The organism is Rhizobium pantanalense (assembly GCF_030182525.1).
In the GTDB taxonomy this organism is placed as follows: domain Bacteria; phylum Pseudomonadota; class Alphaproteobacteria; order Rhizobiales; family Rhizobiaceae; genus Rhizobium.
Map to the genome: position 1 here is coordinate 1,147,208 of NZ_JAQJCH010000001.1, position 25,943 is coordinate 1,173,150.

The 25,943-nt window shown below is 59.2% G+C and carries 21 protein-coding genes; 15 read left to right on the forward strand and 6 right to left on the reverse strand.

Annotated elements, in window-relative coordinates; genetic code table 11:
- Positions 1-174: 174 nt before the first annotated feature.
- The gene (locus PH558_RS05475; protein ID WP_285202589.1) at positions 175-2,073 is read left to right on the forward strand and encodes a L,D-transpeptidase family protein; all 1,899 of its coding nucleotides are present in this window, start codon (positions 175-177) and stop codon (positions 2,071-2,073) included.
- Between the two features lie 70 nt (positions 2,074-2,143).
- On the opposite strand, the gene PH558_RS05480 is transcribed toward PH558_RS05475, so the two are convergent.
- Positions 2,144-2,818 (reverse strand): HAD family hydrolase, encoded by a 675-nt coding sequence (locus PH558_RS05480; protein ID WP_095435068.1) that lies wholly within the window; start codon positions 2,816-2,818, stop codon positions 2,144-2,146.
- A 195-nt stretch (positions 2,819-3,013) separates the two neighbouring features.
- Between PH558_RS05480 and rpiA the strand changes: the two genes are divergently transcribed.
- From rpiA to PH558_RS05505, 5 genes are all read left to right on the forward strand, one after another.
- Complete coding sequence (rpiA, locus tag PH558_RS05485; RefSeq protein ID WP_095435067.1) at positions 3,014-3,715, forward strand: ribose-5-phosphate isomerase RpiA; 702 nt, start codon at positions 3,014-3,016, stop codon at positions 3,713-3,715.
- 13 nt (positions 3,716-3,728) lie between these two features.
- Positions 3,729-4,283 (forward strand): DUF2059 domain-containing protein, encoded by a 555-nt coding sequence (locus PH558_RS05490; RefSeq protein ID WP_095435066.1) that lies wholly within the window; start codon positions 3,729-3,731, stop codon positions 4,281-4,283.
- Between the two features lie 184 nt (positions 4,284-4,467).
- Positions 4,468-5,853, forward strand: coding sequence for a glutathione-disulfide reductase (gene gor / locus PH558_RS05495; protein WP_285202597.1), 1,386 nt, complete (start codon positions 4,468-4,470; stop codon positions 5,851-5,853).
- A gap of 154 nt (positions 5,854-6,007) precedes the next feature.
- Positions 6,008-7,381: a class II 3-deoxy-7-phosphoheptulonate synthase gene (locus PH558_RS05500; RefSeq protein ID WP_069613067.1), complete on the forward strand. Its 1,374-nt coding sequence runs from the start codon at positions 6,008-6,010 to the stop codon at positions 7,379-7,381.
- Between the two features lie 157 nt (positions 7,382-7,538).
- Positions 7,539-7,964 (forward strand): GFA family protein, encoded by a 426-nt coding sequence (locus PH558_RS05505; RefSeq protein WP_095436294.1) that lies wholly within the window; start codon positions 7,539-7,541, stop codon positions 7,962-7,964.
- A 3-nt stretch (positions 7,965-7,967) separates the two neighbouring features.
- On the opposite strand, the gene PH558_RS05510 is transcribed toward PH558_RS05505, so the two are convergent.
- Together PH558_RS05510 and PH558_RS05515 are read right to left on the reverse strand one after the other, a co-directional pair.
- Positions 7,968-8,504 (reverse strand): DUF1003 domain-containing protein, encoded by a 537-nt coding sequence (locus tag PH558_RS05510; protein WP_095435064.1) that lies wholly within the window; start codon positions 8,502-8,504, stop codon positions 7,968-7,970.
- Between the two features lie 148 nt (positions 8,505-8,652).
- Positions 8,653-10,584 carry an LTA synthase family protein gene (locus tag PH558_RS05515; protein ID WP_483314122.1) on the reverse strand — a complete coding sequence of 644 codons (1,932 nt, stop codon included), beginning with the start codon at positions 10,582-10,584 and terminating at the stop codon, positions 8,653-8,655.
- A gap of 189 nt (positions 10,585-10,773) precedes the next feature.
- Here PH558_RS05515 and PH558_RS05520 point away from each other — a divergent pair, with 189 nt between their 5' ends.
- From PH558_RS05520 to PH558_RS05530, 3 genes are all read left to right on the forward strand, one after another.
- Positions 10,774-12,453: an NAD+ synthase gene (locus PH558_RS05520; RefSeq protein ID WP_095436293.1), complete on the forward strand. Its 1,680-nt coding sequence runs from the start codon at positions 10,774-10,776 to the stop codon at positions 12,451-12,453.
- Positions 12,454-12,481: 28 nt separating this feature from the next.
- The gene (locus PH558_RS05525; protein ID WP_285202602.1) at positions 12,482-13,309 is read left to right on the forward strand and encodes a TolB family protein; all 828 of its coding nucleotides are present in this window, start codon (positions 12,482-12,484) and stop codon (positions 13,307-13,309) included.
- A 164-nt stretch (positions 13,310-13,473) separates the two neighbouring features.
- Positions 13,474-15,225 (forward strand): ankyrin repeat domain-containing protein, encoded by a 1,752-nt coding sequence (locus PH558_RS05530; RefSeq protein WP_285202604.1) that lies wholly within the window; start codon positions 13,474-13,476, stop codon positions 15,223-15,225.
- Between the two features lie 51 nt (positions 15,226-15,276).
- Here PH558_RS05530 and PH558_RS05535 read toward each other — a convergent pair whose 3' ends face one another.
- Together PH558_RS05535 and PH558_RS05540 are read right to left on the reverse strand one after the other, a co-directional pair.
- Positions 15,277-16,029: a hypothetical protein gene (locus PH558_RS05535; RefSeq protein ID WP_285202605.1), complete on the reverse strand. Its 753-nt coding sequence runs from the start codon at positions 16,027-16,029 to the stop codon at positions 15,277-15,279.
- Between the two features lie 196 nt (positions 16,030-16,225).
- A complete protein-coding gene (locus PH558_RS05540) occupies positions 16,226-18,502 on the reverse strand; it encodes an NADP-dependent malic enzyme (protein WP_095436292.1) in 2,277 nt (758 codons plus the stop codon).
- A gap of 455 nt (positions 18,503-18,957) precedes the next feature.
- Here PH558_RS05540 and PH558_RS05545 point away from each other — a divergent pair, with 455 nt between their 5' ends.
- The 6 genes from PH558_RS05545 (at position 18,958) to PH558_RS05570 (ending at position 25,370) form a co-directional block, all read left to right on the forward strand.
- The gene (locus PH558_RS05545) at positions 18,958-19,764 is read left to right on the forward strand and encodes a UDP-2,3-diacylglucosamine diphosphatase (RefSeq protein ID WP_285202606.1); all 807 of its coding nucleotides are present in this window, start codon (positions 18,958-18,960) and stop codon (positions 19,762-19,764) included.
- Between the two features lie 168 nt (positions 19,765-19,932).
- Positions 19,933-21,150 carry an MFS transporter gene (locus tag PH558_RS05550; RefSeq protein WP_285202607.1) on the forward strand — a complete coding sequence of 406 codons (1,218 nt, stop codon included), beginning with the start codon at positions 19,933-19,935 and terminating at the stop codon, positions 21,148-21,150.
- A 150-nt stretch (positions 21,151-21,300) separates the two neighbouring features.
- Positions 21,301-22,461 (forward strand): ABC transporter permease, encoded by a 1,161-nt coding sequence (locus tag PH558_RS05555; RefSeq protein ID WP_095435057.1) that lies wholly within the window; start codon positions 21,301-21,303, stop codon positions 22,459-22,461.
- A gap of 12 nt (positions 22,462-22,473) precedes the next feature.
- A complete protein-coding gene (locus PH558_RS05560) occupies positions 22,474-23,337 on the forward strand; it encodes an ABC transporter ATP-binding protein (protein ID WP_095435056.1) in 864 nt (287 codons plus the stop codon).
- A 9-nt stretch (positions 23,338-23,346) separates the two neighbouring features.
- The gene (locus PH558_RS05565; protein WP_095435055.1) at positions 23,347-24,717 is read left to right on the forward strand and encodes an MlaD family protein; all 1,371 of its coding nucleotides are present in this window, start codon (positions 23,347-23,349) and stop codon (positions 24,715-24,717) included.
- A gap of 38 nt (positions 24,718-24,755) precedes the next feature.
- Positions 24,756-25,370 (forward strand): ABC-type transport auxiliary lipoprotein family protein, encoded by a 615-nt coding sequence (locus tag PH558_RS05570; protein WP_095435054.1) that lies wholly within the window; start codon positions 24,756-24,758, stop codon positions 25,368-25,370.
- 6 nt (positions 25,371-25,376) lie between these two features.
- Here the strand turns inward: PH558_RS05570 and PH558_RS05575 are convergent, their stop codons facing one another.
- Entirely contained in the window at positions 25,377-25,775 is a 399-nt protein-coding gene (locus tag PH558_RS05575) for an SRPBCC family protein (RefSeq protein WP_285202609.1), read from the reverse strand.
- Positions 25,776-25,943: the final 168 nt, after the last annotated feature.

Genomic DNA, 25,943 nt, shown 5'->3' on the forward strand with positions numbered 1-25,943 from the left:
GACTAAGCGCGGAAGACGCCACTGCTTCGTCACGTGAAGTTGAGGCATTGAACGAAAGGCGGGGTCTCGTCGTTTTCAGTGTAGTGGGTGTATGATGTCTAAGACATCGCGGCCGAGTTGAAAACAGCACCGTCGAGCTCGAAGTTACCGTACGATACAGGGACTTATTAGAGAATGAAACTTGCCATCAAAGCCACAGCATCCGTCCTGGCTCTTTCCTGCTGCCTTTCCTCAATTGGCGCAACCTCCGCAAGTGCTATGACCCTCATGGATTTCATCCGTGGCGGTCAGGGCCGTCAGCAGAGCACGCAGGTTTCGGCTCCGGTTCCCGTCAACCCGGCGCAGACGCTGAACTCCGTTGAGCCTCCGCGGGCAAAGCAGCCGCTGCCGACCGTCGATGCACCGAAATACTATACTTATAAGGCCGACCAGATGCGTCTGGTGTCGACGGTGCATTTCGCCGATCCGGTTGTGACCGGCGCCGTTGCCGATGCCTCCCCGACGCCGGTCGCGGTCGACACCGAAGTCTCGCAGCGCCGCTATCTGGCGGATGCGCGGGTCATGGCGACCAACGATATCGCCAAGGCGATTGAGTCCTATTACGCCGATCCGAGCAAGCCGCTTCTCTGGGTTGCTGACCATACCGTCAGCGACAAGGCGAAGGCCGCGATGGCGGTCCTTGCCGATGCCGGTTCCGTCGGCCTCGATCCTGCCGACTATGCCGTAACACTGCCCGGCGACAATGCCGCGAATGCCGATCCGGTGCTGCGTGATCGGGCTCTCATGCAGTTCGAGCTCACGCTCTCCAGCAAGGTGCTGATGTTCGTCCAGGATACGGTTCGCGGTCGCCTCGACCCGAACAAGATCTCCGGCTATCACGACTTCAAGCGCAAGGACATCAATCTGACGGCTATGCTCGATGTATTGCGCGCCAGCCCCGATGCTGCCGCCTATCTCAACAGCCGCAGCCCGTCCAACCCGCAATTCATGGAATTGAAGGCGGAGCTTGCGAAGCTGCGTTCCGAGGCCGGAACGGACGGCAGTCACATTTCCATTTCGCTCGCCGGTACGCTGAAGCCGGGTGATAGCTCGCCGGAAATGGCCAATATCGTCAAGGCGATCGAGCATCGCGGCTCGGATGCACTGAAGACGGCTCACGCCGATCTTTTCTCCGCTTATCTGGGCACGCCGAGCTATACGCCCGAGCTCGTGTCACTGGTCGAGGACTTCCAGCGCGAAAAGGGTCTGACTGCCGACGGCGTGATCGGCCCGTCCTCCGTTCGCGCCATGGTCGGCGAGAACAACGATGTGAAGATCCAGAAGCTGGTCATTGCCATGGAGCAGCTGCGCTGGCTGCCGGACGAGCTTGGGCCGCGCTACGTCTTCATCAATCAGCCGGCCTTCATGGTCTATTACTACAATAACAATCAGGAGCAGCTGTCGATGCGCGTCGTCGTCGGCAGCAAGCAGCACCAGACCTTCTTCTTTGAAAATCAGGTGCAGACGGTCGAATTCAATCCGTTCTGGGGCGTTCCGCAGTCGATCATCATCAACGAGATGCTGCCGAAGCTGCGTTCCGATCCGAACTATCTCGATCGCATGGGCTATCAGGTCGAAGTCGGCGGCCGCGCCGTCGCATCGTCCAGCGTCGATTGGTACGGCTCGACGAAGAGCATTTCGGTTCGCCAGCCGCCGAGCAGCGATAACGCGCTTGGTGAGTTGAAGATCCTCTTCCCGAACTCGCATGCGATCTACATGCACGACACGCCGCAGAAGAGCTTCTTCAAGAAGGACATGCGCGCGCTCAGTCACGGCTGCGTCCGTCTTGCCGATCCGCGCGCGATGGCCGCCGCCGTGTTGAACACCACGGTCGACGATGTCGCCAAGCAGATCGCCACCGGCCAGAACAAGGCTGTAGCTGTGCCGCAGAAGTTCCCGATCTACATCGCCTATTTCACCGCATGGCCGAACAAGGACGGCGTGATCCAGTATTTCAACGATGTCTATGATCGCGATGCTGCCACGCAGAAGGCGCTGGATGCGACCTCAAAGGCGCGGACTGCCCAGATTTAAGTCTGTTCCGTGCAGAAAACGAAAAATGGTGGCCATGTGCCGCCGTTTTTTGTTGAAGAACTGATGCGTCTCAGGCCGCCAGCAATCCTTCGACCAGTTCCGGCGTCAGCTCGTCATAGTGATAGATGATGCGGTTTGGGCCGAGTGTTTCGACGCCCACGTCGGAATAGCCGAAGGGGACGGCGACCGAAGGCACGCCGGCATTGCGGGCAACGAGGATATCATTGATGCTATCGCCGATCATGACCGTGCGGGCGATATCGCCGCCGGCGCGCTCGACGGTGCCGATCAGATGTTCGGCATGCGGCTTGCGCACAGTGAAGGTGTCCCCGCCGGTAATGGCCTCGAAATATTGGGTCAATTCGAGCCGGTCGAGAAGCGTGCGCGCCAGCGATTCCATCTTGTTGGTGCAGACGGCTAGCTTGTAGCCTTTGTTCCGCAGTGTTGTAAGCGCGGCCAGGAGCCCGGGGTAGGGCTGTGTGACGCCGGGCATCGTCTCGGAATAATGGGTTATGAAGCGCTGTAGCAGAGCCGGCAATTCTTCCGATGTCAGCGTATAGCCATGCAGCTTGCAGGCCCGCTCGATCATCACCTGCGCGCCGTTGCCGACGAGATGCGTCACGTCGTCATAGCTGACCGGCGGAAGCTTGAGTGCGGCGATCGTATGGTTCAGGCTGACGATCAGGTCCGCATGCGTGTCCAGCAGCGTGCCGTCGAGATCGAATACGACAAGGGGAGATTTCACGAAGAATCGGCCTTTGCATAGAAAAGAGTGCGTCTTCCGGAGTTAAAAGATAGCGCGGGCAATTGCAACTGAAGTGCCGGAAAGCCTTGGCGGGAAGGGGCCGGGGATTTCTATATCATGCCGTTATTTTGGCTTTCGTTTGGCTGGAGAGCCGTGTAAACAGCAGACCAACGTAACAATGGGAGCAGGTGGCGCATGGACGCCCGCCAGATGAAAATCGAGGCTGCGAGAGCTGCGCTCGCCTATGTCGAAAGCGGCATGCGGCTCGGGATCGGCACGGGCAGCACGGCAGAGGAGTTTGTTCGCTTGCTCGCCGAAAAGGTCGCAACCGGCCTCTCGATTGAGGGTGTTCCGACGTCTGAAAGAACGGCCAGGCTCTGCAACGAACTCGGCGTGCCGTTGAAGTCGCTCGACGAGCTTCCGGAACTCGATCTCACCATCGATGGCGCCGATGAGCTGGATGGCGCGCTGACGCTGATCAAGGGTGGCGGCGGTGCGCTGCTGCGCGAGAAGATCGTTGCGGCCTCGTCAGCTCGCATGATCGTCATTGCAGACCAGAGCAAGGTCGTCGAGACGCTCGGAGCTTTTCCGCTGCCGATCGAGGTCAATCCCTTCGGCCTCGTTTCCACTCGCATCCTCATTGAGAAGGCGGCATCGCGTCTTGGGCTTTCGGGCGCGCTCGACATGCGCCGCTCTGGCGACAGCCTCTTCGTCACTGATGGGGGGCACTACATCGTCGATGCATCTTTCGGCCGTATTCCTGATGCAGAGGCGCTGTCGAGCGAGCTCTATTCGATTCCCGGCGTTGTCGAACACGGGCTCTTTATCCATATGGCGACACAAGCGATCATTGCCGGCCCCGCCGGTGCGCGCACGTTGCAGGCGAACAATACATAGGAGCACTCATCTCATGATCAAATTTGCGGGTCTTGGCCGTCTTGCCGCTGCAACCATTCTTCTTTCGGGCATTGCCTTCGGTTCCGTGAACGCTCAGGAAGTTTCTGAGGATCAGATCAAGGCTGCGCGCGCTGCGATCAACGCTCTCGGCATCACCAACCAGTTCGACAATATTCTGCCTAATCTCGCCGAGCAGCTGAAGAGCACGATGATCCAGGCAAACCCGAATTTCGGCGATGCGATCAACTCGACCGTCGATGCGACCGCCCTGGCGCTTGCTCCGCGTCGTGCCGATCTCGAGCGCGAAGCGGCCGTCACCTATGCCAAGGCCTTCTCTGCCGATGAGCTCAAGGCGATTGCCGATTTCTACAATTCGCCGGCAGGCAAGAAGCTTCTCAAGGATGGTCCGCTCGCCACCCGCGAGCTTTACAAGGCGGCCGACATCTGGAGCCAGGGCATTTCGCGCGATCTCGCAAAGCAGAGCAACGATGCCCTGCAGAAGGTCGTCAAGCAGCCGGTCGTTACGCCGGATGCCGGTGCGGCCGCTCAGCCGGCGCCGAAGCAGTAGTCAATGGCTAGCTGCCGCAGCGGTTTTGAAAGCTAGGTTTGTTGTTTTCGGTATCTGCGGCAAGCAGTTACAAATTCGAAGCCCGGATCGATTCCGGGCTTTTCTTTTTGGGTCTCGGCTCCCTATATGAGTGCCGACCCCCAATGGCGCTTCGCGCGCAACTTGATGTCTACAGGAGCGATCCATGCCTTCGTTTGATTTCGACCTCTTCGTGATTGGCGGCGGCTCCGGCGGTGTGCGCAGCGCGCGCGTGGCCGCATCGCTCGGTAAGAAGGTCGGCATCGCCGAGGAGTATCGCTATGGCGGCACCTGCGTCATTCGCGGCTGCGTGCCGAAGAAGCTCTTCGTCTATGCCTCGCAGTATAGCGAGCACTTCGAGGACGCGGCCGGCTTCGGCTGGACGGTCGGCGAGAGCAGCTTCGACTGGAATAAGCTGATCGAGGCGAAGGACAAGGAAATCGCCCGGCTGGAAGGCCTCTACCGCAAAGGGCTCGACAATGCCAAGGCGGAGATATTCGATACACGCGCGGAGCTGTTGGATGCCCACACGATCAAGCTGCTGAAGACCGGCCGGACCGTGACCGCTGAGACCATCGTCATCGCAACCGGCGGCCGGCCGAACCTGCATGCGGCGCTGCCCGGCCACGAGCTCTGCATCTCCTCGAACGAAGCGTTCCACTTGAAGGAACTGCCGAAGTCGATCCTGATCGCCGGCGGCGGCTACATTGCCGTCGAGTTCGCCAACATCTTCCATGGTCTCGGCGTCGAGACGACGCTGATCTATCGCGGCGCCGAGATATTGTCGCGCTTCGATCAGGACCTGCGCAAAGGCCTTCATGAGGCCATGGAGGAGAAGGGCATCCGCATTCTCTGCCATGACATTATCGAGAATGTCGAGAAGGCAGAGAGCAGGCTTAGTGTTCGGACGAAGAACGATAAGCTCCTGGCGGTCGATACCGTCATGCTGGCGCTCGGCCGTACGCCGAATACCGAAAATCTCGGGCTTGAGGCTGCCGGCGTTGCGATCAACGAGCAGGGCGCCATTATCGTCGACGAATATTCGCGCACTTCTGTTCCGAATATCTTCGCTCTCGGCGACGTCACCGATCGGGTACAGCTGACGCCCGTGGCGATCCACGAGGCCATGTGCTTCATCGAGACCGTCTACAAGGACAATCCGACCCGGCCGGATCACGAACTCATCCCGACGGCCGTCTTCTCGCAGCCGGAGATCGGCACGGTCGGCTTAACCGAGGAAGACGCCGCAAAGCGTTATCCGGAATTGGAAGTCTACCGCGCGCAGTTCCGGCCGATGAAGGCGACGCTTTCGGGCCGAGCCGAGAAGATGATCATGAAGCTGATCGTCAATGCCGCGGACCGCAAGGTAATCGGCGCCCATATTCTCGGCCACGATGCCGGCGAAATGGCGCAGCTTCTCGGTATCACGCTGAAGGCCGGCTGCACCAAGGACGATTTCGACCGCACCATGGCGGTGCATCCGACGGCGGCGGAAGAACTGGTGACGATGTATTCGCCGAGCTATCGCATCCGCAACGGCGAGCGCGTGTAACGCCCCCGTTTTCACGCAAATATCGGCTGCACCATAAAAGATTCGCACAGTAGTTTGCCCGCCTTTGCAAGCGGGCGGCAAAGGTTTATAAGCGCGCGTTATTTACGACGATGGGCCGCCCGAAAAAGATCGGGCGCACAAGCAGGTGAGTGAGATGGCACAGAATTGGACCCCGAGCAGTTGGCGGCAGAAACCGATCCAGCAGGTGCCGGATTTTCCGGACAAGGCAGCGCTGGCAGAGACCGAAGCGCAGCTTGCAAGCTATCCGCCGCTCGTTTTTGCCGGTGAAGCCCGTCGCCTGAAGGCCCATCTCGCCAACGTCGCAGAAGGCAACGGTTTCCTGCTTCAGGGCGGCGATTGTGCCGAAAGCTTCGCGGAACACGGCGCCGATACGATCCGCGACTTCTTCCGCGCCTTCCTGCAGATGGCAGTCGTGCTAACCTTCGGTGCGCAGCTGCCGGTCGTCAAGGTCGGCCGCATTGCCGGTCAGTTCGCCAAGCCGCGCTCGTCGAACATCGAAACGCAGAATGGCATCTCGCTGCCGAGCTATCGCGGCGATATCATCAACGGCATCGATTTCACCGAAGAAGCGCGCATTCCCAATCCGGAGCGTCAGATGATGGCTTACCGCCAGTCTGCCGCGACGCTGAACCTGCTGCGCGCCTTCGCGATGGGCGGCTATGCCAACCTGGAAAACGTGCAGAAGTGGATGCTCGGCTTCGTCAAGGACAGCCCGCAGGGCGAGCGCTACCGCAAGCTTGCCGACCGCATCGGCGAGACCATGGATTTCATGCGCGCGATCGGTATCACCGCCGAGAGCAATGCGAGCTTGCGTGAAACCGATTTCTTCACCAGCCACGAAGCGCTGCTGCTTGGCTATGAAGAAGCCTTCACCCGCGTCGATTCCACGACCGGCGACTGGTACGCCACCTCGGGCCACATGCTCTGGATCGGCGACCGCACGCGCCAGGCCGATCACGCCCATGTCGAATATTTCCGCGGCATCAAGAACCCGATCGGTCTGAAGTGCGGTCCTTCGCTGCAGGCGGACGATCTGCTTAATCTGATCGATATTCTGAACCCGCAGAACGAAGCCGGCCGCCTGACGCTGATCTGCCGTTTCGGTCACGACAAGGTTGCCGACAACCTGCCGCGCCTCATTCGCGCTGTCGAGAAGGAAGGCCGCAAGGTCGTCTGGTCCTGCGACCCGATGCATGGCAACACGATCACGCTCAACAACTACAAGACGCGTCCGTTCGAGCGCATCCTGTCGGAAGTCGAGAGCTTCTTCCAGATCCACCGTGCCGAAGGCACGCATCCAGGCGGCATCCACATCGAGATGACCGGCAAGGACGTGACCGAATGCACGGGCGGTGCTCGCGCCGTCGGTGCCGAGGACCTGCAGGATCGCTATCACACCCATTGCGATCCCCGCCTCAATGCCGACCAGGCGCTCGAGCTTGCCTTCCTGCTCGCCGAGCGGATGAAGGGCGGCCGCGACGAGAAGCGTATGCGCGCGCATGGCTGAGTGAAGCTGCATCCATGACCTATCGAACGGGCCGGCGAAAAACCGGCCCGTTTGCTTTTGGCCGGACCGATCAGCGCGGTTGAAAGATGCTTCATTTCTTTGAAATTGACCCGAATGCGGTTCTCGGGAAGGCTGCCTTGAAATAAAGGGAGCAATGATGAGCGACGAACACACGGGAGCCTGCCTTTGCGGCAGCGTACGTTTCAGGACACACGGCAAGCTGCGTGAGGTTGTTGCCTGCCATTGTTCGCAATGCCGCAAGCAGACCGGTCTCTATTACGCCGCAACCAACGTCGCGCGCGAAAATCTCGTCATCGAGGGAGAAGAGGCGATTACCTGGTATCGTGCCAGCACATTCGCGCGCCGCGGTTTTTGCAAGACTTGCGGCTCGGCCCTGTTCTGGGTCGCCGATAGCGCCGATGAAATATCGATCATGGCCGGTCTGTTTGATCAACCGAGCGGCCTCAAGATAGCCTATCATATCTATTGTGCCGACAAGGGCGACTATTACGAGATCGACGACGGACTGCCGCGATATCGGCAGGGGCGACCGGGATTGCTGACGGCCGGCCCCTCCGACTGATCTTCACATAGTGCCTTTTTCCGCAACAAGCTTGCTCAGTTTGGCGAGCTCTTCCCGCACCACGGCGAGCTCGGTCAATACCTGCATATCGATCTTCTGGTGCAGCGATAGCACTTCCAGCTCGGACTTGAGATTGACCTCATAGTCCTTGGCGGCTTCGAAACGGTCCCTTTCTGCCTGTCGATTCTGGGACATCATTATGATCGGCGCCTGGATCGCGGCGAGCATGGAGAGGACGAGGTTCAGGAAGATGAAGGGGTAGGGGTCGAAAGCGTTCGTGGTGAGAAGGATCGTGTTGACGACGCACCAGAAGACCAGAAACAGCAGGAAGGCGATGATGAAGGACCATGAGCCGCCGATGCGAGCGATGCTGTCCGCGAGACGCTGTCCCCTGGACGATTCCGCCGAGATGGCTGCATTGATATCGGTGGAAATGATTTTTCGCTCGTGCGCCTTTTTGAGAACGCGCTTTTCGATATCGCCGAGCTGATCGGCCGTCTTATCGAAATGCAGATGAACGAAGTTGGGAAGATTATGCATTGGGAGGGCTCCGAGGTCCAAGTGGCATTGAATGCAACTATTCGACCAACGGGCAAAAATGCAACGAGGGAAGGGTTTCAAACTCGATTACGCATGGAGCGTATGTGGCCACCGCAAACCGCAGTGTGAACCGTAGCCCACGGACGCCCTAGCTATTCTCATGGCCCATCAACTCCGCATGCGACGGAAAGAAGCGTTCCAGCCCATATTGGTGACCGAACATCATGTCGTGCTGCAGATAGCGATAGTCGCGCACGGTCGGGTCCAGCTCCTGCTCCTTGCGCGCCCAATCGGGGAAGGTCTGGTTGTCGCGGGTTGCCAGCTGATAGCGGTCGACGATGTTGTATTTCTTCTGCAGGCGGCCGAGAAAGCCCGTGTAGAATGGATGTTCGTAGCCGGCGGTTTTCAGCAAGTGATACGGTAGTTGTGAGGGGCTGATGGTACCGATGTCCTTGCGAACGCCCTTCTTGCTCGACCAGACGACGAGCGGCGTTTCGTGCTCCTTCTTCATGACGTCGAGCGGCGCCTTGCGGGTTGCCACCTGCTGCGGCATGTAGCCGGTGTTCGGATAGACGTTGGCGAGCGGCGGCAGATGATCGCCCCAGAGGACGATGATGGTTTCGCGGTCGCGCTTTTCGGCCCAATCCATCAGCATCTTCAGGCTGTCATCGGCTTCGCGGACGCCCTGTGCATAGGTAGCGAGCGCTGCACGGTCATCGTCGTTCAAATTGCCGGCAATACCGACGGTATTCTCAGCATAGCGGTCGGCTTCGTAAGGTCCATGTCCCTGAAGAGTGACCGCGAAGAAGAAGAAGGGACGCTCGGCGGCGTCTCCTTCGCTCATGATTTCCTTCATAAGGGAGTCGTCGGCGGCGAACATGCCGCGCTTGTCCATGGGCGGCAAAGTCTCCTGGGTATGAAATTCTTCGAAGCCGAAAGCTCGGTAGACTTCGTTACGGTTCCAAAACCAGCCGCTGAAGGGATGGAGCGCGCGCGTCATATAGCCTTCGCCGCGGAAGAAAGTGGCAAGCGACGGCAGCGGGCGGCGGACATATTGCTGATAGGGAATGCTGCCATAAGGCAGGAAGGCGTTGGAAAAGCCCGTCAGTGCCTCGAACTCGACATTGGCGGTCATGCCGCCGAATTCCGGCGAAAAGACATATCCGGATTGTCTGGCGCGGATCGTCGGCATCGGGTCCGGTGTGAAGGTGATGTTGGAAAGCCGCGTCGGATCCCAAAGGGATTCGCTCATCAGCATGATCACGTCGGGCTTTTGGCGCGGACCGGAAAGATAGCCGTAGTTTCTCGCGGGCATGGCGTCGATGGCGCCGGGGCCGTATCCGGCCGGTGACTTGACGTCCGCCATGGGCAGGTTCAGCGCGAAGGCGAGGGTGAAGCCGTTATGGTTGTAATTTTCCGTCTGATCCCAGACGATCGGAATGATGCCCAGTTTCTCGCGAAGGAGGGAATATTGAGTGGGGTCCATCTGCGAGGCGAAAAGTGCTGCCAGCGGCAGGCAGACCGAAAGCCGGCCGAAGCGCTCTTTTCGCGAAAGCGCGACCGTGTGGCTCCGGATATAGCGCCAGAACAGGATTATGGCACCGGTGCCGGCGATGATGCCGATTGCCAGTGCAATCGCCGTCCAAGGGCGATCACGCACCATGATCGGCATCAGCTCCATAATCTGCCGCCCGAACAAGAAGTCCGAAGGGTAGAGCGGATCGGAGAGAAAATTCTGCTTCTGGTTCGAAATGAAGGCCGGTATGAGCAGCAGCGGCGCGACGATCAAAGCGGATAGATGCGCGCGACCGATCAGGGCATCCAGCGCCAGCATGGCCAGCATGACAACGCCGATGGTGGCGAGGCCGGGGCGGGACGGGGAAAGGAGATAGGTCCAAGCCGAGGCGAATTCGCCCCGTGCGACCCATTCGATCGTCATGACGATGGACAGGGAGCAAAGCAGGGTCAGCGCGAGGCTCAGAAGCAGGCGCAGAGCGGCAGACTTTTGTCTTGCCGCGCTGATCTTCTGGAAAAGGGCAAGCTTGCCCGCTAAGGCGGACTCGATGACCAATGCGACCAATGCTGTCTCCAAAAGCTACAAAGTATTCATATAAGTGTCACGCTTCTGTCATGAATGCTGCATGAACCGCAAGGCTGGCTTAGTATTTTTCCGGGCAAAAATACCTCCTATGCGCGTGGTGCGATCTTTGATGCGTGTGCGGGAAGGAAGGCGGTTGCGGAAGAAAGATGGCATCGCTAAATGTATGGCATGACAGAGCAAAGCCAGATTACCAACACCATCCGCATCGCCGTCGCGCAGCTCAATCCGACGGTCGGCGACGTCTCCGGCAATCTCGCCAAGGCGCGTGACGCCCGCGCCGAAGCCGCGCGCGAAGGCGCGCAGATCGTCCTGCTGACGGAATTGTTCATTTCCGGCTATCCGCCGGAAGATCTCGTGCTGAAGCCGGCCTTCATCCGCGCCTGCTGGAAAGCGGTGGAAGCTCTCGCCGCCGATACGACCGATGGCGGCCCCGGCGTGATCATCGGCTTTCCCCGGCAGGACGAGACGGGCCGCTACAATTCGATTGCCGTGCTCGATGGCGGCAAGGTGATTGCGGTTCGTGACAAGGTAGACCTACCGAACTACGGCGAGTTCGACGAGAAGCGCGTATTCGACCAGGGCGCTATGCCCGGTCCGGTCAATTTCCGCGGCGTGCGGCTGGGTATCCCCATCTGCGAGGACATCTGGGGCGAGCTCGGTGTCTGCGAGACGCTTGCTGAGAGCGGTGCGGAAATCCTTCTCTCGCCGAATGGTTCGCCTTACTATCGCGGCAAGGTCGACGTGCGCCATCAGGTCGTGCTGAAACAGGTCATCGAGACGGGCCTGCCGATGATCTATGCCGCGCAACTCGGCGGCCAGGATGAACTGGTTTTCGATGGCGCCAGCTTCGGTTTCAACGCCGACAAGACACTGGCCTTCCAGATGAGCCAGTTCGAGACCGCGCTTGCAGTGACGACCTGGAAGAAGAACGGCGATGGCTGGCACTGCGCCGAAGGCCCGATGGCCCATATCCCGGAGGGCGAAGAGGCGGATTATCGCGCCTGCCTGCTGGGCTTCCGCGACTATGTCAACAAGAACGGCTTCAAGTCGGTCGTGCTTGGCCTCTCCGGCGGTATCGACTCGGCGATCTGCGCGGCGATCGCGGTCGACGCGCTCGGCGAAGAGCGCGTGCGCACTGTCATGTTGCCCTATCGCTATACGTCGCAGGATTCGTTGAAGGATGCGGCCGATTGCGCCAAGGCGCTTGGCTGCCGTTACGATATCGTGCCGATCGAGGATCCTGTAACGGGCTTCACTTCGGCTCTATCCGATCTCTTCGAAGGCACCGAGAGCGGCATTACCGAGGAAAACCTTCAGAGTCGCGCCCGCGGCACTATCCTGATGGCGATCTCCAACAAGTTCGGCTCGATGGTGGTGACGACGGGCAACAAGTCGGAAATGTCGGTTGGCTATGCCACGCTCTATGGAGACATGAACGGCGGCTTCAACCCCATCAAGGATCTCTACAAGATGCAGGTCTATGCGCTGTCGCGTTGGCGCAACCTGCATGTGCCGCCGGGCGCGCTCGGTCCTTCAGGCGAGGTGATCCCCCATAACATCATCGACAAGGCGCCTTCGGCGGAATTGAGGCCGAACCAGACAGACCAGGATTCACTGCCGCCCTATCCGGTGCTCGACGATATCCTCGAATGCCTGGTGGAGAAGGAAATGTCGGTCGAGGAAATCGTGGCGCGCGGCCATGATGTTGCGACCGTACATCGCATCGAGCATCTGCTCTATCTCGCAGAATACAAGCGCCGCCAGTCGGCGCCGGGCGTGAAGATCACCAAGAAGAATTTCGGTCGCGACCGTCGCTATCCGATCACCAATCGGTTCCGCGATCGCTGATCGCGCCTCCGACAAAGGAAGAGGACGAATGCGCAGCTCGGTCGAGATCTATAACATTCGCACGGGTGAGAACCGGGTTGTTTGGCAGACGGATGAACTGGTCGAGGCACCGAACTATTCGCCCGACGGACGCTATCTGCTGCTGAACGGCGACGGTCTGCTTTACCGTTTATCGCTGGATGGCGACGCCGGGATCGTGCAGGTCGATACCGGTTTCGCCACCCGATGCAACAACGATCACGGCATCTCGCCCGACGGCTCGCAGATTGCCATTTCCGACAAGACGGAGCACGGCAAGGCTTGCATCTATGTTCTGCCAGCAGAGGGCGGCACTCCAAGGCAGGTGACGACCAATCTGCCGTCCTACTGGCATGGCTGGTCGCCGGACGGAAAGCGCTTCTCCTATTGCGGCATCCGCAACGATGTCTTCGACATCTATACGATCTCGATCGATGGCGGCGAGGAGACGCGCCTGACGCATGGGGAGGGCCGCAATGACGGGCCTGATTTCTCCGCTGATGGCCAATGGATCTACTTCAATTCGAGCCGCACCGGTCTGATGCAGATCTGGCGCATCCATCCCGATGGCACCGGCCTGGAGCAGGTGACCCACGACAATTATGGCAACTGGTTCGCCCATCCGTCGCCTAGGAACGACAAGGTGGTGCTGATCTCCTACGATCCCGAGGTCTTCGATCATCCGCGCGATCTGAATGTCCGCATGCGGCTGATGGATATGGATGGCGGCAATCTGACGACGCTGTTCGAGCTCTTTGGCGGGCAGGGATCGATCAACGTGCCGAACTGGTCACCGGATGGTGATGCGTTTGCCTATGTGCGTTACCAGCCGGCCTGACCTCTGGACAGATCGCAACCGCCGCGATAGATCTGGATGCGTTCTCAGGGCGCATCCGATCCGCGGGAAGGGCCAAGCCCACCTGATGCATATAAAGTGAGACTGCCACACCTCTTTTCAGTCTGTGGGCGCGGATACCGGACGTAAATGGAAGGAGGTCTATCGTGACCACGCGCTCTTTGGCTGTCGACGCCACTCTCGATTCCCTGAAAAAGCAGGCCAAGTCTTTCCTCAAGGCCGTACAAGCCGGTGATGCTTCGGCGTGCAGCCGCGTTGCGCCCTATTTTGCCAACGTCGCCGATGTGGGATTGCAGGACATTCAGCTCGTTCTTGCCCGCGAATTCGGCTTCTCCAGCTGGACGAAGCTCAAGGCGCATCTGGAGAGCGGCGACCGCAAGCATATTCCAGGGGACCAGCTCGCCAACCGTTTTCTGTCGCTGGCGACGGTCTCGTACTTTGCCAATATTCCCGCCGATCCCGCACGCTTCGATGAGGCGCTAAGACTGCTTGAAGCCCATCCGGAGATTGCCGACGAAAGCATTCACATCGCTGCTGCGCTCGGCGATGCCGACCGCGTAGGTCGCTGGCTCGATCGTCAGCCACAGCTTCTCGATCGAAAAGGCGGGCCGCATGATCTAACTCCGCTGATGTGCGCCGCATACGCTCGCGTGCCGGGTCGATCCAGCCTGCCGGCGGCCCGCGAGCTGGTCAGGCGCGGGGCCGATGTCAACGCCTTCTTCCTCGATGCCGGTCAGTATCGCTTCACGGTTTTGACCGGCGTCTTCGGCGAAGGCGAGGCGGGGAAGGAGCGCCAGCCGCCGCATCCGGAATGCGAGGCATTCGCGCGGCTGCTGCTCGACGCCGGCGCCGAAGCCAATGACAGCCAGGCGCTCTACAACCGCATGTTCGAACGGGACGATACTTGCCTGAAATTGCTGATCGAATATGGCTTGTCCGTTAGGGATAAGAACAATTGGCTCGTACGCGAAGACGGCAAATTCGTCGAGAACACGCAGACCGTTTTCGACTATCAACTTGCCTGGGCGCTGGAACATCGTATGGGCGAGCGGGTGCGCCTGCTCGTGGGAAATGGTGCTGATTTTCATAAGCCTGTCAATGGGAGAACGCCCTATGAGTGGGCGCGGCTAGGGAACGACAAGGATCTTGCGTTGTATCTCGTTCAGCAGGGAGCAGTGGCGGTTCGCCTTAAGCCCGAGGATTGGTTCTATATCCAGATTCAGCAAGGGGCCCGAAACGAGGCCGCTGATCCGGCAATAGTCGTCGAAAATGTAAAGAGAATTGCGCGGGACCTCGATATTCCTGAGGCGATGCGCCAGGCTCATCCTGCCATGCTGCACGAGGCTGCTGGCAAAAATGATTTGCGCGCCGTTGGTCTCATGTTGGCGCTGGATTTTAACGTCAATGCCATGACAAGCCGAACGCCGCTGCATGAAGCCGCGCTGCATGGCCATATGGAGATGGCGAAGCTGCTGATCGAGCATGGAGCGGACACCACCATTCGCGATCCCAATTTTCATGCGCCGCCGATCGGTTGGGCCGAATATAATGGCAAGAACGAGATGGTCGAGTTTCTGAAGGCCTATCCGCTCGATATTTTCGCGGCGGCCGCCTTCGGCCAGATCGATCAGCTGGCTACTATTCTCGATAGGTATCCGGAACAGGTGAATATCCGCTTCGGAGACTTCCGCCCGTATGGGCAGTCCAGCGATCGCGATTGGATGACACCGCTCGGCTTTGCCATTGTCAATCGTTGCGGTGAGGCGGTGCGCCTCCTGCTAACGCATGGGGTGGATCGTTCGGTCAGGGATGCCTCGGGACGATCTTACCGCGATCTTGCGCAGGAGACCGGTGATGAGTCCATCATCTCCCTGTTGCGTCAGTCGGGATCGGCATAAAACCTCGAAAGGAGGGCGGCCAGGCGGAGATGAGAAACGTCTGGCCGCGCATTATTGCGTCGGCTGCGGCCCGGCCTCTTTTGGATGCTTGAGGTCGATGCTGCCCTGGTCGGTCGCGAGGAATTGCGGGCCGACCTGGCGCACCTTATGGGCCGAGGGATCGTAGGGGCGATCTGGCGGAAATTGCTGCGGCTGCGCCTGTGTTACCTTGGGAGCAGGCGCGGGCGCCTGCTTTTGTTCCAGGCTGGAATTCTTCTGGAGCCTTGGCGTCTCGATGACGGTGATGGAGCTTTCAGGCTTCGCCAGGGACTGCTCCTGCGGTGCATAGGCATCCATCTTCGTATGGGTATCGATGACGATATCCGGCGTTGCCGAAGCCGGCAGGCTGCAGCCGTTGCGCTGCATCGTATCCAGCAACTGCCGGCGCTGCATGGCAACGGCGTCGACGCGACCGACGCTCTGCTCGCGCTGATCCATCAGCAGGGAGAGATCCCGCCGCATCTGATCGATCGATTGCCTGATGTCATCGCAGACGCCCTGGCTGTCCTGGCCGCCAAATACGCCATCTTCGCCTTCGACGCAGCCCTGGTTGCGCAGATCGCTCATTGTCCGGCGGACCATCAGGTTCTGTTGCACGATGGCGCGCGAGAGCTGGCGTGTTTCCTGGCTGGCGCCGATCACTTCACTGATGTCGACATAGCGGCCGCGCAGTTCGTCGCAGAGATCGACCTGTGCAAGGACGGCCGATGTGGTCGTCAGCAGGGAAAAGAAGGCAATGGAAGCTTGTTTTATGCCGCGGTTCACGGTTCTGCTCTCGAAAGCGGTTTTAAGTCGCTGAAGATTACACGCTGCAGCTTAACAACGTATCCATGAAAAAGCACGGATTTCGAGAGGATTTTCGTGAAATTGCAGCTCGCAGCTGCCGATAACCGGGGGATAGGCGACACCGCGAATGCATGAAACGCGATGCCGTTCTGGCTGTGGGCTGCGAGACGCGATATTAGGCGATCTGCGAGGCTTCGACGACGGCGAGCGCCGCCATGTTGACCACGCCGCGGGAAGTGACCGACGGCGAGAGAATGTGGGCCGGAAGCGCCGTACCGAGCAGGATCGGACCGACGTGCAGACCATCGGTCATGGTCTTGACCACGCCGAGCGTGATGTTGGCCGCATCGAGATTGGGGAAGACCAGTAGATTGGCTTCGCCGGAAAGCGCGCTGTCCGGCATCACATGCCGGCGTAGGCTCTCGGAAATGGCGCTGTCGCCATGCATTTCGCCGTCCACTTCCAGATCCGGCGCTGCTTTGCGGATGAGAGCCAGCGCTTCGCGCATCTTGGTGGCGCTTTCCGACTCCCGTGAGCCGAAGTTGGAATGCGAGACGAGGGCGGCGCGGGGCTCGATGCCGAAGCGCTTGATTTCCTCGGCCGCCAGCCAGGTCGACTCAGCGATTTCCTCGGCGGTCGGATTAAACGTCACATAAGTATCGGTGTAGAAGGTGGCGCCGCGCTGCGAAATGAGCAGGCTCAGTGCGGAGAAATCGCGAACATCAGGCCGCTTGCCGATGACCTGGCGGACGATGCGCAAATGACGCTCATAACGGCCTTCGAGGCCGCAGATGAGCGCATCGGCTTCCCCGCGCTTCAGGGCAAGGGCGCCGATGACGGTTGCGTTGGTACGAACGATCGTCCGTGCGGCTTCCGGGATAACGCCGGCGCGACCGACCAGCGAGAAATAGAGCTCGACGTATTCACGGAAGCGCGGATCGTCTTCGGGATTGATGACGGCGAAATCCGTATGAGGGCGGATCTTCAGGCCGTAGCGCTTCAGGCGCGTCTCGATGACAGAAGGACGACCGATGAGGATCGGGACGGCCGTACCTTCTTCAAGAAGAACCTGGGCGGCGCGCAGCACGCGCTCATCTTCGCCTTCGGAAAAGACGACGCGCTTGCGCTCGGCTATCTTCGCAGCCGCAAAGATCGGCTTCATCACGAAGCCCGAGCGGAAGACGAAGCGGTTGAGCTCGTCCATGTAGGCGTCGAAATCCTTGATTGGGCGCAGGGCGACGCCGCTGTCTGCGGCTGCCTTCGCCACAGCTGGCGCAATGCGCAGGATCAGGCGCGGGTCGAAGGGCGAGGGGATCAGGTAATTGGGCCCGAAGACCGGAGTTTCACCGGTATAGGCGCGAGCGGCGACATCGGAAGGTTCTTCGCGAGCAAGCGCGGCGATGGCCCGCACGGCGGCCATCTTCATCTCTTCGTTGATCGTCTTGGCGCCGCAATCGAGCGCGCCGCGGAAGATATAGGGGAAGCAGAGGACGTTGTTGACCTGGTTCGGGAAGTCCGAGCGGCCGGTGCAGATCATCGCATCGGGGCGGGCGGCACGGGCGAGATCCGGCATGATTTCCGGCGTCGGGTTGGCGAGCGCCATGATCAGCGGCTTTTCGGCCATCTGCGCCAGCAGTTCGGGCTTCAGCACGCCGGCGGCGGACAGGCCGAGAAAGACGTCGGCGCCCGGAATGGATTCAGCAAGCACGCGCTTGTCGCTGTCCTGGGCGTAGACGGATTTCCACTCGTCCATCAGGACGTTGCGGTCCTTGTAGACCAAGCCTTCGATATCGTGGACCCAGATGTTTTCGCGCTTGGCGCCGAGAATGACAAGCAGGTTGAGGCAGGCGAGTGCGGCCGCACCCGCGCCGGAGGCGACGATCTTGACTTCTTCGATCTTCTTGCCGGCCAGTTCCAGTCCGTTGAGGATGGCGGCGGCGACGATGATGGCGGTGCCGTGCTGATCGTCGTGAAAGACCGGAATTTCCATCTTCTCGCGCAGGCGGCGCTCGACGTCAAAGCATTCCGGCGCCTTGATGTCTTCCAGATTGATGCCGCCGAAGGTCGGCTCGAGCGCCGAAATGGTATTGACCATCTCATCGACCGTCGGTGCTGCGATTTCGATGTCGAAGACGTCGATGCCGGCGAATTTCTTGAAGAGAACGGCCTTGCCTTCCATGACGGGCTTCGAAGCGAGCGGGCCGATATTGCCGAGCCCGAGCACTGCCGAACCGTTCGAAATGACTGCTACGAGATTGGCGCGGGACGTATAGTCGGCTGCCGTCTCGGGGTTGTCGCGGATGGCGATGCAGGGCGCAGCGACGCCAGGGGAATAGGCGAGTGCCAGATCACGCTGATTGCCCAGCGGTTTGGTCGCCTGAATTTCGAGCTTGCCGGGGCGTGGATAACGATGGAAATAAAGCGCTTGCTCGTCGAAGTTTCCGCTCGCCATGTTCTTGGCTGCTTTCGAAGTGTCGTTCGTATCCAACTTGCGTCTCCATTCCTGCCTGCGCTTTGAGTCTTCTGCATACATCAATCGCTTCGCCTTCACAGTATGGAATTGAGGTCACAAGGCGTTTTTGTCGTGGCAAAACTGAATTGCCGTTTTTGCAATGATCGCGCGATATCCCCTTCCGCAAAAAGGTTGCGATCGCGTCATCTTTGTAAGAATGGCGTGAAGGTGCACGGATGGACGGCTTATGCAAGTGGCGCGGCGCGGGCCATGTTTCGCCTTGGTATCGCCAGCTTTACAAGCGATCGTCCTGACCTCGCAGTCGCCCCGAGACTCGGTTGAACCTTGCCGCCGGGCCGCCAAGCACAGGGTTTGTCATCTTCCTGAAACACGAGTCTGGTTTTGGAATAGCCAAGGTAGGATAGGGCACGGACATAAAGTTCGTGAATGAAAACATGGACCCCCGGCATTTCCGAACGCTATTCATTTCTGACGTGCACCTCGGCTCGAAGGCCGCCAAGGCGGATTACCTGCTCGATTTTCTCCGTTATCACGAGGCCGATACCATCTTCCTGGTCGGCGACATCGTTGATGGCTGGCGGCTGAAGCGAAACTGGTACTGGCCCCAGGATTGCAACGACGTCGTACAGAAGCTCCTGCGCAAGGCGCGCAAGGGTACGCGCATCGTCTATATCCCCGGCAATCACGACGAATTCCTGCGTGACTTCCCCGGAATGCACTTCGGCGGTATCGAGGTGGCACAGCGCGCCATGCACGAAACGGCCGACGGCAAGAAATATCTCGTGCTGCATGGCGATGAATTCGACGTCGTCGTCCGCAATGCCCGCCTGCTCGCCTATCTCGGCGACTGGGCCTATGACATGGCCATCCTGATCAATGTCGGCCTTGCTGCGGTGCGCCGCCGCCTGAACATGCCCTATTGGTCCTTCTCGGCCTGGGCGAAGCTGCAGGTCAAGCACGCCGTCAATTTCATCGGCGAGTTTCAGCGTGTCGTCGCCGAAGAGGCCAAGCGTAACGATGCCGATGGTGTCATCTGCGGGCACATCCACCATGCGGTCATTGAGGATCTCGACGGCGTGCGCTACATCAATACCGGCGACTGGGTGGAAAGCTGCACGGCAATCGCCGAGCATGAGGACGGCACGTTCGAGCTGATCACCTGGCGGACTATTCTCGAGACGCAGCCGGTGGATTCTCCGGTCGGAGAATTGCCGCGGCCGATCGGTGCCCAGGCGGCGTAATTCCTACGCCCCTTCACGCAGCCGATAATGGCTTGTCATAATTATTGATCGCTGCGGGACGGCCCTGGCTTCGGATTTTTCCGAAACGTTACGGTTTTGGCCATTTCTCGCCATAGTCGTACTCTCGATAGCATGATAGGGACAAATAAGTTCCCCTTCAGGTCTGTCATGATTCCCGCGATCAAGTCCTTCCAGGGCGAGGGTGCGCCTCCATATTTCCGCTTGCGCACTGCCTTGTCCTACTGCGCTCCGTTGTTCGTCAACGGAATTGCCCTGCCGTTTTTCCCTGTCTGGCTGGCGGGGCTGAATTTCAACGATCACGAGATCGGCCTGGTGCTCGCCATTCCCATGGTGGTGCGCGTCCTCGTGACGCCCATTATCGCGGTGCTCGCCGATCATATGAGCGAGCGGGCCGATGTATTGTTATGGTCGGGTGCCTTGTCACTGCTGACCGCAATCGCGCTTTACTGGACCAGCGACTTCTGGCCGGTGCTTCTGGTCTACGGCATTCAGGGCGCCACCTACGCGCCTTATGTGCCCGTGGTTGAGTCGATTGCCATGTCGGGCGTGCGCCGTTGGGGTTTCGATTATGGTTCCATGCGGGTCTGGGGCTCGATCACCTTCATTCTGTCGACCCTTCTCGGTGGCCAGCTGATCGGCATATGGGGCGGCACGACAGTATTGCCCGTGATGGTGGCGGGGTTCATTCTGACGACGCTGATGGGCTTTTTCGCGCCGCGTATCGGGCCGACGCGCCGGCGCAACCAACCGATCAATCTGCAATCACCGACCGGAAATCTGCGCTCGCCACAATTGCTCATCACCATGATCGGCGTGTCGATACAGCAATCGAGCCATGCGATGCTCTATACCTTTGCATCGATCTACTGGCATAAGCTCGGCTTTTCCGGCGCCGAGATCGCCATACTGTGGAGCATCGGCGTTGCCGCCGAGGTGATGGTTTTCTTCCTGTCGAAGAAGCTCGGTCGGCGGTTCAGCGCCTGGACGTTGATCTTTTTCGGCGCGACTATGTGTATTCTGCGCTGGATCCTGTTTCCGATCAATTTCGGCTTCCTCGGCTATTTCATCCTGCAATGTTTTCATTCCTGCACCTATGCCTGCGTCCACACAGGCATTCAGCGTCGCATCGTGGCGTCGGTCCATGAGACGCAGGAATCATCGGCTCAGGGCGCCTATTATTTCTACAATGGCATGTTCCTGGGATTGATGACGCTTGCATCCGGTTATCTCTACGCCTGGCTTGATCTGGCGAGTTACTATGTCATGGCCGGCATCGCCGCCTTTGGGCTTGCCATGGTCATTTTTGCCTATGGGCTGCAGGCGAGAAAGCCGGCAATCGGCGGAGGCGCTCACGGCGTATCCTGACGCGGTGCAACAAATTCATTTGGATATCAAAAAGCCGTGACATATGTTGGCGCCGGCGCGAGATGGAAATTCCATGCATAGTCGGTGTATTAAGCACTGACCATGCGGGCTCACCGAGTCGGCGTATGTTGTGCCAGATTTGAAAGACGCATGAGTTTGAAAGCAGCCGAGCAAAGGTCCGATGCACCGAAGATCGATGATGCGCCCGAGGGCGCAGGCCATCGCTATCGGCTGGAGGGCAATTGGCGCAGCGCCAATGTGCACGGCGTGCTGCGCCAGATCGAGCAGCTGTCGAAGCGCAGTTCCGGCGGCGAAGTCGTGATCGATCTTTCCGGTCTTTCCGACGTCGATACGGCCGGCGCGCTGCTGATCCGCCGGCTGAAGGAAAGCCAGGAAGCGCATAAGGCCCATGTCACGATCGAGGGCTCCAATCCGCATATCGATGAATTGCTGACCGCGTTCGATGCGCATCCGGACGATGAGGCGGCGGCTGCAAAGCCGAGGACATCATTGGCGGAGCGCATATTGGCGCCCATCGGCAAAACCGTCTACGAGATCTGGGGCAATCTCGTTGCCGCCATGTATATTCTGGGCTCCGCCGTGCGTGGCGCGCAGCTCAAATTCGGCCGCGGCAGTGGTGTTTCGCCGGCCTCGATCATCAATCAGATCGACCACATGGCGGTGCGCGCCGTTCCGATCATCCTGCTGATGTCGTCGCTGATCGGTGCGATCATCGCTCAGCAGGGTGCTTTCCAGCTGCGCTATTTCGGCGCGGAAATCTTTGTGGTCGATCTCGTCGGGATCCTGCAATTGCGCGAAATCGGCGTGCTTCTGACCGCGATCATGATCGCCGGCCGTTCCGGCAGCGCAATTACCGCCGAAATCGGCTCCATGAAAATGCGCGAGGAAGTGGATGCGCTGAAGGTCATGGGTCTCAATCCCATTGGTGTTTTGATTTTCCCCCGATTGGTGGCGCTGACGGTTGCTCTGCCGCTGCTGACCGTCATTGCCAACTTCGCTGCGCTTTTTGGTGCCGCGCTGGTGTCCTGGGCATATTCCGGTATCACGTTTGCAACCTTTATCTCGCGACTGCATGAGGCCGTCAGTCTTTCGACGGTCATTTCGGGTATGATCAAGGCGCCTTTCATGGCGCTGGTTATCGGCATCGTCGCGGCGGTCGAGGGTTTGAAGGTGGGAGGCAGTGCCGAGTCTCTTGGTCAGCACGTGACGTCATCGGTGGTGAAGTCGATCTTCGTCGTTATCCTCATGGACGGGCTCTTCGCCATGTTCTACGCAGCAATCGATTTCTGAGGGACGATAAGGATGAGCGCGCTTCACTCGGAAATCCCGTTGGAAAAGGATGAGCAGGGCAGGGACATCGTGCTGTCGGCACGGGATGTCACCGTCGGCTTCGGATCGAAAATCGTCCTCGACAAACTGAACCTCAATATCTATCGCGGCGAAATTCTCGGTTTCGTTGGTGCTTCCGGGGCGGGTAAGTCCGTGCTGCTGCGCACAGTGCTGCGGCTATTGCCGCGCCGCTCGGGCAAGATCGAGATTCTCGGCGAAGATTACGACAAGCTCGACGAAGAGGACCGCAATCGCCTCGACATGCGGCTCGGCGTTCTCTTCCAGCAAGGCGCACTGTTTTCCTCACTGACGGTCAAGGAAAACATCCAGGTGCCGATGCGGGAATATCTGGACCTGCCCAAGGAGATGATGGACGAGCTGGCGCTGATGAAGATCCGCATGGTGGGTCTCGCTGCTGATGCCGCCGACAAATATCCTTCCGAACTTTCCGGCGGCATGATCAAGCGCGCGGCGCTTGCCAGAGCTCTGGCGCTCGACCCCGACCTCGTTTTCCTCGATGAGCCGACATCGGGTCTCGATCCGATCGGTGCGTCGGAATTCGATGAACTGATCGCCAAGCTGCGCGACACGCTCGGCCTGACCGTTTATATGGTGACTCACGACCTCGACAGCCTGTTTTCCGTCTGTGACCGTATTGCTGTCCTCGGACAGAAGCGGGTATTGGTGGAAGGTACGGTTGAGGACATGCTCGCCTGTGATGATCCCTGGGTGCAATCCTACTTCAGGGGCAAACGCGCACGTTCGATCGTGCCGCGCGAGGACATCAAGGGGCACAACGACGACAAAGGCGCAAGCGCCCACGGCCGCGAGAAGTGACTGGAGACAATGGAAACCAAAGCCAATTATACGATCGTTGGGTTCTTCACGCTGCTCGTCATCGCGGCTGCCTTCGGTTTCGTCTACTGGATGGCCGAGTATGGCCGCGGCGGCCCGATGGTCGAGCTTGTCGTGCGCATTCCGGGTTCCGCAAATGGTTTGAGCGTCGGCTCGCCGGTTCGCTTCAACGGTATTCAGGTCGGTTCTGTGCAGGGTCTGTCGATCGATGCCGATGATCCGAACTATTCGCTTGCCTTCACGCAGGTACGTGCCGATGCGCCGGTCTACACCTCGACCAAGGCCATTCTTGAGATCCAGGGTCTGACCGGAGCAGCCTATATCGAGCTTTCCGGCGGACGCAATGGTGACGAGAATATTTTGAAGCGTTCGATCGATACGGGTAAGCGGGCGGTGTTGCTTGCGGACCAATCGAGCGTGACCAATCTGTTGACGACGGCCGACAAGATCCTGAACCGCGCCAATGATACGATTGGCGACATTCAAGGCTTTGTCTCGGATTCGCGGGGGCCGTTGACGGATACCGTGCGCAATGCGCAGAAATTCTCGAAGGCCATCGCCGACAATTCCGACAATATCGACAAGTTCCTGGCAAGCGTCGGGCAGCTTTCCGATACCTTCAAGACAGTTTCGGTCCGTGTCGACTCGACGCTGGATGCGATTGAAAAGCTGGTGCGCGCGGTCGATGCGCAGAAGGTCAACGACGTGATCGCCAATGCTGACAAGATCACGGCCAATGTTGCCGACGCGACGACTGACCTGAAGGCAACGATCGCGAGCTTCAAGCAGACGGCCGACACCTATACGACGTTCGGTCAGAATGCACAAAAGACGCTGGACCGCGTCGATGCGATCGTCGCGCAGATCGATCCGGCCAAGATCAAGGGATCGGTTGACGATATTGCCGACGTGACGAAACAGGCGCGCACGGCGGTCGCATCGATCCGCGACGTCGCCAATTCCGTGGCCGCGCATCAGCAGGATATCGATCAGACGATCGCCAATGCGCGCGACATCTCCACCAAGCTCAATGCGGCTTCCGGGAAGGTCGACGGCATCCTGACCAAGGTCAATTCCCTGCTCGGCGACGACAGCACCAAATCGCTGTTCGCAGAAGCCAAGGACACGCTCGAATCGTTCAAGAAGATGGCGGACAATCTCAATTCCCGCATTGGGCCGATCGCCGACAACTTGCAGAAATTTTCCAGCAGCGGCTTGCGCGATGCCCAGACCCTCATCAACGACATGCGGGGCACGGTTGACAACCTAAACAGTACAATCACTAATTTCGACCGCAATCCGCAGCGATTGATCTTCGGCGGGGATACGGTCAAAACTTATGACGGCCGCGCGCGGCATTGATGAAGAGCGATATCTGGTCTCCAGGGGATAAGCGAAATATGGTCGGTTGCGTGTCGAGTGAGCGTCGTCAGGTGTGGAAAGCTGTGATCGCGTTGCCGTTGCTTGCAGCCTTGCTGGGGGGCTGTGGAACCTCCTCCAACAACGATACCTACGATCTTTCCGCGTCAGCGAAGGCGAATGGACCTTCGGTCAAAAGCCGCCAGATCCTCATCCCACCACCGACCGCGCTGCAGGCGCTGGACAGCAATCAGATTGTCATTCGCGTCTCGCCCTCGGAAATTCAATATCTCGGCAAATCGCAATGGAGCGACAAGCTGAGCAAGATGGTGCAATCGAAACTGGTCGAAGCCTTCGAAAACACCGGCAAGCTCGGCGGCGTCGGCGTGCCAGGGCAGGGGCTTGCGATCGACTATCAGATCGTCACCGATATCCGCTCTTTCGAGATCAATGCGTCCGGCGGCCACAAGACGGCAATCGTCGAAATCTCCGAAAAGATTCTGAACGATCGCACCGGCACGGTGAAGGCCCAGAACGTGTTCCGGAAGGTCGTGCCGGTCAGCGGCGGCAGCAATCCTGATTTCGTCCGTGCGCTCGATGCCGCATTTGCCGGTGTGACGGGCGAACTCGTCGATTGGACGTTGCGCTCGCTGTAAGGGCGATCAGCGCTCCATCAATTCCTTCAGTGTCTTCAGATCGCGCATGACATGCGCGGCATCGGCTGCGAATTGTGCTTCCTCCATGCCTGGTAGCTGGAGCACGGTGAACATGACCTCGCAACCGTCACCGTTCGGTACGACGCGCAAGGCATTGTAGACCTGCAGATCGGATTCCAGCGTTACCCAATGATCGATAACGCCGAAGTCATTGCGAGGCGCGAAGCGCACGCGTGCAGTTCCAAGCATGCCTTCAGCGATCCAGTCGTCCCCATCCTGCGTCAGTCCCGATGCCAGGCCAGAGGCCCAGAAAGGCATGTTTTCCGGGCGGCTGGCGTAGTCGTAGACCTCCCTCCAGTCGCGAGCGATCGAGATATGTACGATCTTCGCGCTCATGGTCGACATGATGGTTTCCTCCTCTATATCACCCTCACGGGGCTGCGATCGGCAGAAAAAACGTTAGTTCGGAAACGGATGAATCGCGAATTCCGCAACATTGTTGCACAGTCCTGCAAAGAGAACGATTCACGGCTTTCGAAGACTTGCCGTTTTCTGTCCGGAGTGCAACAACAG

Excerpts from the sequence above, each read along its gene's own strand:
- PH558_RS05520 (WP_095436293.1), top strand. The coding sequence starts at position 10,774 with ATGACAGAGCAAAGCCAGATTACCAACACCATCCGCATCGCCGTCGCG.
- PH558_RS05505 (WP_095436294.1), top strand. The coding sequence starts at position 7,539 with ATGAGCGACGAACACACGGGAGCCTGCCTTTGCGGCAGCGTACGTTTC.
- PH558_RS05490 (WP_095435066.1), top strand. The coding sequence starts at position 3,729 with ATGATCAAATTTGCGGGTCTTGGCCGTCTTGCCGCTGCAACCATTCTT.
- PH558_RS05525 (WP_285202602.1), top strand. The coding sequence starts at position 12,482 with ATGCGCAGCTCGGTCGAGATCTATAACATTCGCACGGGTGAGAACCGG.
- PH558_RS05570 (WP_095435054.1), top strand. The coding sequence starts at position 24,756 with ATGGTCGGTTGCGTGTCGAGTGAGCGTCGTCAGGTGTGGAAAGCTGTG.
- gor (WP_285202597.1), top strand. The coding sequence starts at position 4,468 with ATGCCTTCGTTTGATTTCGACCTCTTCGTGATTGGCGGCGGCTCCGGC.
- PH558_RS05475 (WP_285202589.1), top strand. The coding sequence starts at position 175 with ATGAAACTTGCCATCAAAGCCACAGCATCCGTCCTGGCTCTTTCCTGC.
- PH558_RS05545 (WP_285202606.1), top strand. The coding sequence starts at position 18,958 with ATGGACCCCCGGCATTTCCGAACGCTATTCATTTCTGACGTGCACCTC.
- PH558_RS05540 (WP_095436292.1), bottom strand. The coding sequence starts at position 18,502 with ATGGCGAGCGGAAACTTCGACGAGCAAGCGCTTTATTTCCATCGTTAT.
- PH558_RS05560 (WP_095435056.1), top strand. The coding sequence starts at position 22,474 with ATGAGCGCGCTTCACTCGGAAATCCCGTTGGAAAAGGATGAGCAGGGC.
- PH558_RS05555 (WP_095435057.1), top strand. The coding sequence starts at position 21,301 with ATGAGTTTGAAAGCAGCCGAGCAAAGGTCCGATGCACCGAAGATCGAT.
- PH558_RS05565 (WP_095435055.1), top strand. The coding sequence starts at position 23,347 with ATGGAAACCAAAGCCAATTATACGATCGTTGGGTTCTTCACGCTGCTC.
- PH558_RS05500 (WP_069613067.1), top strand. The coding sequence starts at position 6,008 with ATGGCACAGAATTGGACCCCGAGCAGTTGGCGGCAGAAACCGATCCAG.
- PH558_RS05550 (WP_285202607.1), top strand. The coding sequence starts at position 19,933 with ATGATTCCCGCGATCAAGTCCTTCCAGGGCGAGGGTGCGCCTCCATAT.
- PH558_RS05510 (WP_095435064.1), bottom strand. The coding sequence starts at position 8,504 with ATGCATAATCTTCCCAACTTCGTTCATCTGCATTTCGATAAGACGGCC.
- rpiA (WP_095435067.1), top strand. The coding sequence starts at position 3,014 with ATGGACGCCCGCCAGATGAAAATCGAGGCTGCGAGAGCTGCGCTCGCC.
- PH558_RS05575 (WP_285202609.1), bottom strand. The coding sequence starts at position 25,775 with ATGTCGACCATGAGCGCGAAGATCGTACATATCTCGATCGCTCGCGAC.